The 11024-nt window shown below is 45.1% G+C and carries 11 protein-coding genes; 3 read left to right on the top strand and 8 right to left on the bottom strand.

The window, feature by feature from the left end; all coding sequences use genetic code 11:
* Positions 1-117 precede the first annotated feature (117 nt).
* The 4 genes from DY78_RS00075 to DY78_RS00060 form a co-directional block, all read right to left on the bottom strand.
* Positions 118-1365, bottom strand: coding sequence for an ArgE/DapE family deacylase (locus DY78_RS00075; RefSeq protein ID WP_051502030.1), 1248 nt, complete (start codon positions 1363-1365; stop codon positions 118-120).
* Between the two features lie 68 nt (positions 1366-1433).
* Positions 1434-2585 (bottom strand): MFS transporter, encoded by a 1152-nt coding sequence (locus DY78_RS00070; protein ID WP_024625036.1) that lies wholly within the window; start codon positions 2583-2585, stop codon positions 1434-1436.
* Between the two features lies 1 nt (position 2586).
* Positions 2587-3018, bottom strand: a complete 432-nt coding sequence (locus DY78_RS00065) for a MarR family winged helix-turn-helix transcriptional regulator (protein WP_024625037.1) — start codon at positions 3016-3018, stop codon at positions 2587-2589.
* 168 nt (positions 3019-3186) lie between these two features.
* Entirely contained in the window at positions 3187-4071 is an 885-nt protein-coding gene (locus DY78_RS00060) for a sulfite exporter TauE/SafE family protein (protein WP_024625038.1), read from the bottom strand.
* A 295-nt stretch (positions 4072-4366) separates the two neighbouring features.
* Here DY78_RS00060 and DY78_RS00055 point away from each other — a divergent pair, with 295 nt between their 5' ends.
* Positions 4367-5689 carry an APC family permease gene (locus DY78_RS00055; RefSeq protein ID WP_024625039.1) on the top strand — a complete coding sequence of 441 codons (1323 nt, stop codon included), beginning with the start codon at positions 4367-4369 and terminating at the stop codon, positions 5687-5689.
* A 798-nt stretch (positions 5690-6487) separates the two neighbouring features.
* On the opposite strand, the gene DY78_RS00050 is transcribed toward DY78_RS00055, so the two are convergent.
* Complete coding sequence (locus DY78_RS00050) at positions 6488-7021, bottom strand: TetR/AcrR family transcriptional regulator (protein ID WP_024625040.1); 534 nt, start codon at positions 7019-7021, stop codon at positions 6488-6490.
* Positions 7022-7126: 105 nt separating this feature from the next.
* Between DY78_RS00050 and DY78_RS00045 the strand changes: the two genes are divergently transcribed.
* Positions 7127-7921: a hypothetical protein gene (locus DY78_RS00045; RefSeq protein ID WP_024625041.1), complete on the top strand. Its 795-nt coding sequence runs from the start codon at positions 7127-7129 to the stop codon at positions 7919-7921.
* A 66-nt stretch (positions 7922-7987) separates the two neighbouring features.
* Here DY78_RS00045 and DY78_RS00040 read toward each other — a convergent pair whose 3' ends face one another.
* The 3 genes from DY78_RS00040 to DY78_RS00030 form a co-directional block, all read right to left on the bottom strand.
* Positions 7988-8821 (bottom strand): SDR family NAD(P)-dependent oxidoreductase, encoded by an 834-nt coding sequence (locus DY78_RS00040; protein ID WP_024625042.1) that lies wholly within the window; start codon positions 8819-8821, stop codon positions 7988-7990.
* Entirely contained in the window at positions 8821-9333 is a 513-nt protein-coding gene (locus DY78_RS00035) for an SRPBCC family protein (protein ID WP_029779001.1), read from the bottom strand. The genes DY78_RS00040 and DY78_RS00035 overlap by 1 nt, the downstream gene beginning before the upstream one ends.
* Positions 9334-10262: 929 nt before the next feature.
* On the bottom strand, positions 10263-10568 hold the full coding sequence (locus tag DY78_RS00030) for a bacteriocin immunity family protein (RefSeq protein WP_024625044.1): 306 nt from the start codon (positions 10566-10568) through the stop codon (positions 10263-10265).
* 107 nt (positions 10569-10675) lie between these two features.
* Here DY78_RS00030 and DY78_RS00025 point away from each other — a divergent pair, with 107 nt between their 5' ends.
* Positions 10676-10975, top strand: a complete 300-nt coding sequence (locus DY78_RS00025; protein ID WP_029779002.1) for a type II toxin-antitoxin system RelE/ParE family toxin — start codon at positions 10676-10678, stop codon at positions 10973-10975.
* The last annotated feature ends 49 nt before the right edge of the window (positions 10976-11024 follow it).

Here is an 11024-nt window from a genome sequence, read left to right as displayed (position 1 = left end):
CAGGTTATGCTGAACAATTTGTCCAAAAATTCGGATTAAATTTGCAATCTACCATTCGTTGACCTTATTAAAGCAAAAACGCATTAGCCCCAATTAGGAAAGCTAATGCGTTTAGTCTTATTCTTCCGCTGCTAATTTAGCACTAGCCGCATCCAAATATTGCACGAATAATTGTTGATAAATGTCGATGAATTCCAGATACATCTTTTTAGAAGTATATTCATTATCTTGATGTTGGGTATCGTTACCAGGACCAAAGACCGCATAGTCAAAGCCAACCGGTTGGTCTTGCAAGTAACTCGACGCATCGGTGCCGCCCGAAGCACTCATCGTTAAGATTTCTGTCGCTGAATAAGGCATATCTAACAGTTTCAATAACATGGCGTCATGTTTTTGCTGTTCCGGACTCGGATTTTGTTTAGCCGCATACGGATTACCGATTTTTTGAATCATCTTAATCAAATCCGACTCGTTATTGCCTTCAGTCGGGATGACACTATCCGCCGCAATCAATTCAACGTCGCCGTTGGTCGTGGCATTGTAGTCGTCCACGGTCTTTTTAAAGGCCGCAAATAATTGGTCATTCGGTAATTCTGGTAAGGTCCGCATGTTGATTTGAGCAGTGGCTAAGCCAGGGATGGCATTAACCTGGTTCCCGGCTTGCAAAACGTCGACATTGTAGAGCGTTTCCCCCATCAACGGATTGACCACGCCGCCCGCAATCTCATCAAAGGTCGCTTGCATTCGTTGTAAGACGTTTAATAAATGGGTTGCGGCATTGTTGCCAAGCTTCGGCATCGAACTGTGCGCCGCTTTACCGTGCGATTTAACGGTTAAGTTCAACGTCCCTTTATTGGCGCTAATAATCCGATAGCCGGTTGGTTCACAAACTAATAACGCGTCCAAATCATTGACGTAGCCGCCCTTCGTTAAGGCTTGCGCCCCCACTTGGCCGACTTCTTCACCGGCACTGCCGAGAAACTTCAAAGTCCCATGAATCGGAACATTATTTTGTTTAAGTTCAATTAACGTGATGACAATCGCGGCTAAGCCGTCTTTCATGTCGTTAACGCCCCGGCCATATAAGTTATCGCCGGCTTGCGTCATCACGAAGGGGTCTGTTTTCCAATTGTCCGCTTCCACATCAACAACGTCCATGTGCCCGGCTAACCCTAACACCGGCCGACCATGACCTAACGTGGCCACCAAGTTCGCGCGGTCGCCGCCTAAAGGTAACACTTTGTTTTCAATACCCGCGTCATCTAATAGTTTTTTCAAATAGTTGGCAACTTGTAATTCATGATCATTGACCGAGCGAATTTTGATTAAATCCGCCAAAATTTGCATCTTTTTAGCTTCATCCACGTATATCATCTCCTGCCAATGGTTATAACATGCATATTGTTATAGCGACAAGCATCCGCACTCTCATTTTAAGCGAGGGCCCGCCGACAAAATAGATAAACCACGACAATTAAGGGTAGCGTGACCATCATGACGGGATAGAACCACGCCCATGGCAAGACCGTGGTGATGACCCCGGCTAACATCGGCCCGAACGACATCCCTAAATCAACCCCGATATAAAAAGTACTGTTAGCCAGGCCGTGATCCGATTCCGGCACGAGCGTCAACGCTTTAGCTTGGCAAATCGAAAACATTAAGCCGTAACCAGCCGCTAATCCGAAGGCCCCGACAATCAACATGAACCAGTTACTCAAATCGGTTAGGCCAATCAGCCCTAGTAAGTTACAGCCGAGACAAATCCAAATGAATTTTTTGAACGGCACGTGGTCAAAAGCATCGCGCAGCACAATCCGCATCACTAACAAAATCACCGCATAAACCGGGAAAAAGACGCCCGCGGGTACGGCAAAATGGCGATGGGCAATATAGCTCACGATGTAAGTTTGCGTGGCAAAGTAAGGTAACGAAAATAACATTAAAATGATGGCAACTGGGACCACTTTTGGCTGCACGAGTCGCAAGCCCCGTGGTTTATTTTCCTGATAAGCTGGACTCGGCACGCTACGATTACCAACAAATTGAATCACAATCAACATGAGAATGCTAAACGCCGCCGCTAACCAGAACACACTTTGATAGCTGTAATGCTCATACAAATAAACACTGACGGCCGGGCCAATCGCCATGCCTAACGCGTTGGCTAAACCGTAAATCCCCATCCCGGAACCAATGCGGTCAGCCGGTAGCAAGCTCGCCATCCACGTTGCCATACAAACGGAGCACAACGTGTAGCCCAACCCATTAATCACTCGACAAACCATAATCAAGGCCACATTGTCGGTCACACTATAACCAAGACTCGCGATTAAAATTAAAATTCCGCCGACCAACGTTAAGTGATACTTCGAGACCCGGTCCGTCAAATTACCAGCTAATGGCCGTAATAATAATGACGTTAAGTTCATCAGCCCTGCGACGACGCCCGCTAAAATACTGCTGGCCCCGATACTCGTGGCAAAGCCAGCAATCACCGGGTTAATTAACATCGGACTCATCAAATAAAAGAAACTAGCCGCCAACACTAATTTCACATCTTTCGTATACAACCGCGTTTTCACGCTACTCATTTCCTCTCTCTAAGTTAGCATTGGCTCGACTAAGTAATGCTAAAAATTGTTGTTGTTCCGCTGCCGTAAAGCCTTGGAAGAGTTCTTCACTCGTCTTCCAGCCATGTTGTTTTAAGCGCGTGCGCTTTTCAAATCCCGCCACAGTTACTGCCACGAGCTTAGCACGCCCATCAGCCGGATTTGGTTGCAAAATGACTAAGCCTTGCTTAACTAAATGTTGCACAATTAGCCGGGCCGTCTGGTGCGTGATTTCTTGGTAATCCTTAAACATCGCAATCGTACTATTCGGATAATCGGCAAAATACTTTAACGCGTCGGCTTGTTCCGTCGTCATCGCTAAATCTTTAATATGTAAATTCCGCCGGTGCTTGACCTTGCGTGCTAGTTTTAAGACTTGCCGCGCCACCATTTCGTCTTGATCCATGTGACTCACCTCAACTAAAACTATACAGCATGCTGTATAGTTTGTAAATAAATTGGCATAATTCGACTTATTTTCATGAAAGCAAAAAAATATCGTAACCACATTTTTAGCTGCAAAAATGCCGTTACGATATCGTTTGAATAAGTTAAATTATAAAATAGCGGTAGCTTACTGGCGGGCCGCCTTTTTGACACGCATGGCAGCTTTAGCTAGTGAGCTGGCCGTCCACAGACTAACCAGGACAATCAACCAACTTAGCGCAGTTAATGACAGGGACTTAACGACGGTCGCGGCTAAGATGACCCCAATAATGCCACCGAGGATAATCCCGAACAAGCCGCGATAGTCAACGCGGTCGTGGCGAATGAAGTTGACCGCCGAACTCGGCATCAACAACGCGCACGATAACATCATAATTGGAAACGCCGCAATCGGCGTCAAGCCTAGAAAATAGACCATGACCATGCATGGCGCATATAAGCCGACTCCGGCACTCATTAGTAATCCTAAAATAAAGTTGCCAATAATCCCAATCGCCAACGGCCAGCCACGCAAACTCGTCGCGTGATTGGCCACGCCGAGTAGACTGACCCACCCCATGAGTTTGGCTGCCATTAAGACCGCCGTCACGACTAAGGCAATCGCCATAATCAACTGAATCCGCCGTTGATTCAGCTTGACCATAAACTCACTACCAAGCACCGCCCCCACTGCAGCTGCCAAGACTAGGCTTAACAACGTCCACGGGTCAACTTTGACGGCCGTGACGAAAAAGATCGCCTCAAAGGCCGTGGGAATCGAATGCATCGTATTCAAGGTCCCAGGCAGTTGCCGTTCGTCTTTTAAATAATGGGTCGCTTGAAAAATGGCCGTCGACGTCACAAAGCTACCGATACCTAACGTGTCTAAAAAGTCGGTCACCGCACCAATCCCAAAGCCCAACGTAAAATCACGGCCGCTAAATTGAACTTGTTTTTGCCGGGCACCGCGAATTAGTAATCCCAGCAGTCCAAGACTGGCAATGATGAGAATTACCACAATTGCTATTACCATTTTTGTTCCTCACTCTCTCTGTTTGCATTATACTAGATTTAAACGTGGCAACCAACTACCAAGGCCACGGCCTGAATATTAAAAAGCTGATGAAATGCGAACTATTGTACAATATCAGAATACGAATAAATCATTTTATCGAACTATGACAATATAAAAATGTAATTAGTTCGGAAATTAAGGATTAATTTTCAATTTAAAACGTTTTCTTAATTGCGGTGCAAAATATTCTCTGGTATGCTAAATGCATTCAACTAAATCTAGCTTGTTCAGCGAAAGTGAGGATGGTCATTTTATGCCCACAAATTCAGAACCGACCTTAAACCGTTCGCTTGGTTTTTGGTCGGCCTTATCATTAGTCGTTGGGACCGTCATTGGTTCCGGAATATTTTTTAAGCAATCATCCGTCCTCGATAGCGCTGGTTCCACGAGTAACGCGCTGCTAGCGTGGCTGCTCGGTGGTTTGATCACGTTAACGGCCGGCTTAACGATTGCCGAAGTCGGCGCGCAAATGCCGCATACTGGTGGGCTCTACGTTTATATGGAAGAAATCTATGGTAAGTTTTGGGGCTTTTTATCCGGCTGGATGCAAGTTGCCGTTTATGGTCCCGCCATTATTGCTTCGATTGCCGCCTACTTGGGTATCTTGTTGGTCGGTTTCTTCAATTTAAGTAACGGCTGGCAAGCTCCCTTAGCCATTGGCGTGATTATCTTAATTGGAATTTTGAATATGTTTGAAAACCGCTGGGGCGCGGCCTTTCAAATCGTCACCACCCTCGGGAAGCTCCTACCGATTGCGGCCATTATCATTTTTGGGTTGTTTTATGGGAATCAAAACGCCTTTGGCCAAACACTACATACGGTCAGTCAATCGACCGGGAGTTTTGGGGTCGCCGTTTTAGCCACCTTATTCGCTTACGATGGTTGGATTTTAGTCGCCAACCTTGGCGGTGAAATCAAGAATCCGCAAAAGTTATTACCACAAGCGATTATTTTAGGGATTTCACTCGTCTTAGTCGCCTACACGTTAGTTACTTACGGGATTTTACACTTCATCCCCGCTGACACGATTCACAAGCTCGGTCAACAAACGACCGTTTACTTTGCCAACGCGGCCTTCGGGACGATTGGCGGTCGGCTATTGAATATTGGGATTATCGTTTCGATGGTCGGCTGTTTAAACGGAAAAATCATGACGTTCCCTCGCATCGTTTATGCGATGGCTGAACGTCACCAGTTACCATTCTCAAAGCAATTGAGCTACTTGAATCGTAAGTCACACGAACCGATTGTGGCTACGTCAGTCATTATCGTTTATGCCAGCATCATGATTCTATTCTTTAACCCCGACCGGTTATCGGATTTGTGTATCTTTACGGTATATTGTTTCTACGTTGCGACCTTTATCGGCGTCTTCTTATTACGCAAACGCCATGCCGGTGACTCGCGGCCCTTCTCAACGCCGGGCTTTCCAATTACGCCACTGATTGCCATCTTAGGCGCCCTATTTGTCATCATTAGTGAAATCGGCTCCGATTTACCCGGGGTCTTATTATCACTCGTGATTGTCATGATTGGGATTCCTGTTTACTACTATAAAAAACGCCAATTAAGCTGAGGTAAAACAGTCTAAGCTAATCTCAAAAATACGAAGCACCTGATGAAGTTAAACTTTCATCGGGTGCTTTATTTTTATGACCAACAGCATGGGCCTTTCAAAACGTTGGTAAAGCTATGTGAACTGAATTTCTCTCTATTAGTCAAATAGAATGGCACAGCTTTGAAGTTTTTTTCAAGTGCAACCATATGGAGACCCTATATAACCATTTCACTGATGGACAAATATTTACTGTTTTCGCGATTACATCAATATGATACCGCGTTTGCTCATTACCCAGATCAATTTAGTTGTGAGTCAGTCGCAATGGAAGTTGCCGTGCAAATGGCGTTAGTTCGGCGTTTTTTTTCCAGACTTACGGCACCGACATCTTTGAAGGTCCTTTCTTAAAGTAGGTTATTGACGGTTATTTTTGATTAGACTAACAGCCATCGAAAATATTCAACTACAATTTCATACACTTAATTTTGTTTTGAAACTGAACTGAAATTAGCAGTTGGCTGACCGTAATGGAATCGTCCTGAAAGTGGCGTTAACGGACGTTCTTTGCCCGTTTACACCACGGACGTCTTTTGAGACCTGACCTTTGGGCTCAAAAGCGAGGTCCAAGACGTTTCCCAGGCTTGGGCCGGTCCCAGAACGATGGAATTACGGTCAGCCAACTGCGGCAATAACCAACTTCAAAGTGAGGTTTGAGACCGCTTTTTGGCTCGAACCGGTCGCCACGGCTACTGGAATTACGACTGACTCACAACGGCAATTCCAGCTGCGCCATTTTTAGACTCGACAACCGACAGATCATAATAACGCTAACGAACGGTGCACTAACTGTTTATTCATCGCCATTAACACGTCAAAATCAACGGTGCGTGGTTGGACGACCCAGGCGACATATGAATCCAATAGTCCCGCTACCGTGTATTGCAAAACGACTATTTGCGCCGGTGTGGGTTGCGGACCGACTAGTTGTTCCGTCATCACGGTTAACAATAACTGTTTCAGGTCGTCGATTAAGTGTTGAGCTTGCCGGTTTAAACACAAATAGCGAAAGCCTTTAAAATTACTGAACAAAATCGTGTTGACGGTTGCTAACAGACTATCCACATCCGGATGTTGGGCGGTAATCCCTGCTCGTAATTGCGCCGCCAACTCCGTCTCATAATCCGTAAAAACTTCCGTCACATTTTGATAATGAATATAAAACGTCCGCCGATTAATGCCCGCGGTTTGGCAGAGCCGGGTCACCGTAATATCATTGAGCGCTTGCGTTTCTAATAATTGAAACAGCGCGGTCCGTAACGCCTGTTGCGTGCGTTGTACGCGTGGGTCCATAGTTGCCTCCTACTTAATACACACTTTTTTTAATAATGGTGCGAACTGATGATGATTATTGCTTAAACTAATACTCATTAATAGCTTAGTAGAAAGGACCTTAACATGCAATTTTTATATACAACTTATCCAACTGGTTATCGGGCACAAGATTTTTTGACGACTTTCAGTTGGTCTAATCCGCAGATTGGCTTCGTATTAGCCGTAGCCGGCATTACTTTTTTCATTGGCTACCTCGAATACATGTACAGTTTTGCGTTAGTCATTCGCGAAAAGAGCGCCCCGTATCCGATTTGGATGCACACCTTTTATTTTGCCCACGATTCCATGGGCGCCATCGTCTTTGCACTCACCGCGCATCAATACCACAACTTCTGGTTTTTCTGGGCCGCCTCAATCGCTTTAATGGTGTGGAATTGCTTTGAAATTTTCAATTTATACAAAGCCATTTACGTTGAACGCGATGCCATCTGGGGTCACTTATATGCGGATGGTCACACCCCACTCGCTGCTGCGTGGGGCCGGGTCATCAGTCAAATCATTTTGATGATTACTATCGTGAATGTCTTCCGAGTCTTCATGCACGACCCGTTGATGTTCAAGTGGTTCATCTTTACGAACGTCTTAATTGGCGTCTTCCCGGGACTATATTGGGAACAACGCCAGACACAACTGGGCGCTTCCAAAGGATTAGCCATCGTGATTTTGATTGGGACCATCAACAGCTTTTTACCTACTAACATGTGGGCGTTGACTAGTCCAATGTTTACTTGGACTAATAATCCGTGGTTTTACTTGATGGGCGTCGTCGCCGTCATCTATGCAGCCCGGGCCGTTTGGCAATATGACCGCTTACCCAAAAAGCCGCGCTCGCTTAACGGTAAAAAAACGATCTGGTAAGTAACTCGTAAAAATAATCACCCACAAATGTCAGTTTTGACAACATTTGTGGGCGATTATTTTAGACTAAGCTTGATCAGCACTTTCAGAAATAGCGCTCAAATTTTTAATTTCGGCTAATAAATCGTTTAAATGGGCTTGCGCGCCGGCCGAAGCAAAGTGGCCCAATGGCAAATGCTTAGGCGTAGGCTGTGTACTGGTAACTTGTTCAAAAATCAACTTGGCAATTTGCCGCGGGTCCCCAGGTTCACTGCCGGCGCTCGCATCGGTCCCGGCAACTTGCGCTTTGAATTGGTCATAATCAGCAATCGTCGGCACATCTTTTTGCGACGACGCACCTGCCCAATTCGTCCGGGCGCCACTCGGTTCAACAATCATGACGTCGATACCCAAATTCGCCACTTCTTGTTGCAAGGCTTGCGAATAACCTTCTACGGCAAACTTCGTGGCACTGTAATACCCCATCGTTGGTAAGGTCACGAGGCCGAGCGCCGATGACAAGTTGACGATGGTCCCGGCATGTTGACCGCGCATAATCGGCAAAACGGCTTTCGTCATCGCGGCTAACCCAAACACATTCACATCAAACAAATGACGAACCGCGGCAGTATCGCTTTCTTCGATAGTCGCAAAGTAACCTAAGCCAGCGTTATTAACTAACACGTCAATGCCACCGAATCGGTCTTGCGCCAGTTGAACGGTCGCGGTAATTTGGTCAGCCACCGTCACATCTAACAAACTTTTGGCGATTTGACCATGGTCGTAAGTATCCAAATAGGCTAAATCAGTCATCTTGCGGGCCGTGGCCACCAAGTTAATATCTGATTGTTGCGCTAACAACGTCGCTAATTCACGACCAAAACCACTCGAAGTCCCGGTCACTAACCAAGTTTTGGTCATTATTTAGCCCCCTTCGCCGCTTTAACGAGGCCGTCCAACCAAGCTTGATGGCCATTTAGCATCGGGTTGGGCGTTTGGCCCGCCATGTCAGCAGCCGGCTTACCAATTTGCGATTCTTGGGTCAAAACGCGCACGCGCTGGCCGGGTAACGCTTCAATTAAGAAAGCGTAATAAACATCTAACGCCGTTTCAGCATCGCCATCTTGCCACCCGTGCCAACTGATGCGCGCGATTTGGTTATCTTGAGGAGCGACTAATTCCATCACTTGCGCGTCAATCGGAAAACCAAACGTATCGAAATGGAAGTTTTCACCTTGTTGCAAATGGGTGGTGCTTTGATCCGTCAGCACAATATTGGCGGCATTTTCGTAATAACCTTCCCATTTGCTCGTATCGACTAAATACGCCCAAACTTCCGCGACCGTCAAATCTTTAACGATGACTTCATTAGAAACAAAGTTGTCCGTCGTCCCTGGTAAGTAGCGGCTTGGCCAATTGATATTATTTAACATAAGTAATTCCTCCAATGATTTATATGAGTTTTGTTCTTCAACATGGTCATACTTTAAAACCTGGAGTCAGCTCCAGGTCAAGGAGAAAGTTTGCGAATAGCCAATTTATTTTGTTATTTGCATTAGTTATGCACAAGCCAGCCGCGTTAACCCATTGGTATCATTGAAATACGGTGGATAACTGCCAAAATCATCGTCGCAGTCAAAAACTTATCCACTAATCATCGCCGCGGGGTGACTTATCCACCTCATTAGTGGATAAGTCCGGCCACCGAACTGCTGTGGCGGTACCGACTTTGACCTGAAAACCAGATTGCTTTTTCAATACACTTTGGTGAAGACATGCTACAATACAGATGTAAAAAGGATGTTAGCGGTAACTAACATCCGCTCAGGGTTATTGCCCAGCACTGCAAATGCAGTTAGTGAGATTTTTTATTTTGGTCGAAAAGACCGTAGTCGGATACTCTCCCAAGTATGCTACGGTCTTTTTTGCTACTTAAATATTTCGTGAATTAAGTCTTTCCAAGCTTGATAACATTTCAAAGCGGCTCTAAATAGCGCGGTCAATACCATTAACGTTGTCGTAACGCCAACTATCGCTATTAAGATTGCTTCTACAATGTTAGGAATCATGAAATCCAAACCCAACAAAATTTGGTGAGGGCCTTTCGTTGGAATAAACCACTATTTTCATAGTAATCACCCTCCCGCTCACCAAGCCGTATTTACTTAACTGGAACCCTACACACAGAATACCATTACTTGACCGATAAAAGCCTTGCTACTAAAGCTTTATCACGCGATTTTTAAAAATAAAATCGTATAAGGTTAAGCTAAAACAACCGTTTAAATCCACGTTATCCGAACGAACCCAAGCCATAAAAAACGACATCCAAAGTACAAGATGTCGTTGGTTTTAACTATTTTTAATGAATCATTAACCCGCCAAGGATCGCGGTAGCTGCGACGCCCCAATAATATTCGGACGTCTTAGCAGTTTGATTACTCAAGGTCACCATCGCGGCAATTGGTGCCGCCAGATGCCGCCGATTGGCCCGCGAGGCCACCCCATGAACTTTGGTGGCGACCGCTAAGTAATTTTCATCGCGGACTAGCGCTTGCGCACATTGCAATAATTCTGTTCGTAACTCAATATCAGTTTTAACTTCTGCGTCATTATAAGCGACCCGAATTTCTTGATATAACCGTTCAGCTTTCGCATTTTTTAACATTGTTATCATCCCCATATACATATACTATACAACTCATAAACTGGTTGTGTTTCATATCTTAAAAGTTTATTTTTGCATTTTGGACGCATATATGCGACTATATCAGTATGAAAAAGCCGAAGTTCAAATCTTACCTACGCCCCAATGGTCACAACGAGTTTATTGAATACTTTACGGCGCTACCAGTCAAAGAACGTATCAAACTACAAGCAACTATTGAAATTACTGAAGAGAAAGGATTGCAAATTGCTAGTCGGTTACAATTGATCAAAAAAATTGATGACAACCTTTTTGAATTACGCTCTAGGCAAGGAAACAACTACCAACGCGGTTTATATTTTCATGTTACCGATAACTATTACATCATTACTCATGGATTCAGCAAAAAAACTAATAAAACACGGTAGATTGTAAAATTAATCCGAACGCTGTTCGGACAAAAAAGATCAGCTTCCT

The sequence above is a fragment of the Lactiplantibacillus fabifermentans DSM 21115 genome, assembly GCF_000498955.2.
Classification (GTDB): domain Bacteria; phylum Bacillota; class Bacilli; order Lactobacillales; family Lactobacillaceae; genus Lactiplantibacillus; species Lactiplantibacillus fabifermentans.
The sequence above is the reverse complement of the archived record's forward strand: the minus strand, read 5'-3'. Positions and strand labels throughout refer to the sequence as shown.

Coding starts and splice junctions, on each gene's coding strand:
- DY78_RS00065 (WP_024625037.1), bottom strand. CDS start 3,018: ATGGATCAAGACGAAATGGTGGCGCGGCAAGTCTTAAAACTAGCACGC.
- DY78_RS00060 (WP_024625038.1), bottom strand. CDS start 4,071: ATGGTAATAGCAATTGTGGTAATTCTCATCATTGCCAGTCTTGGACTG.
- DY78_RS00055 (WP_024625039.1), top strand. CDS start 4,367: ATGCCCACAAATTCAGAACCGACCTTAAACCGTTCGCTTGGTTTTTGG.
- DY78_RS00050 (WP_024625040.1), bottom strand. CDS start 7,021: ATGGACCCACGCGTACAACGCACGCAACAGGCGTTACGGACCGCGCTG.
- DY78_RS00045 (WP_024625041.1), top strand. CDS start 7,127: ATGCAATTTTTATATACAACTTATCCAACTGGTTATCGGGCACAAGAT.
- DY78_RS00040 (WP_024625042.1), bottom strand. CDS start 8,821: ATGACCAAAACTTGGTTAGTGACCGGGACTTCGAGTGGTTTTGGTCGT.
- DY78_RS00035 (WP_029779001.1), bottom strand. CDS start 9,333: ATGTTAAATAATATCAATTGGCCAAGCCGCTACTTACCAGGGACGACG.
- DY78_RS00030 (WP_024625044.1), bottom strand. CDS start 10,568: ATGTTAAAAAATGCGAAAGCTGAACGGTTATATCAAGAAATTCGGGTC.
- DY78_RS00025 (WP_029779002.1), top strand. CDS start 10,676: ATGAAAAAGCCGAAGTTCAAATCTTACCTACGCCCCAATGGTCACAAC.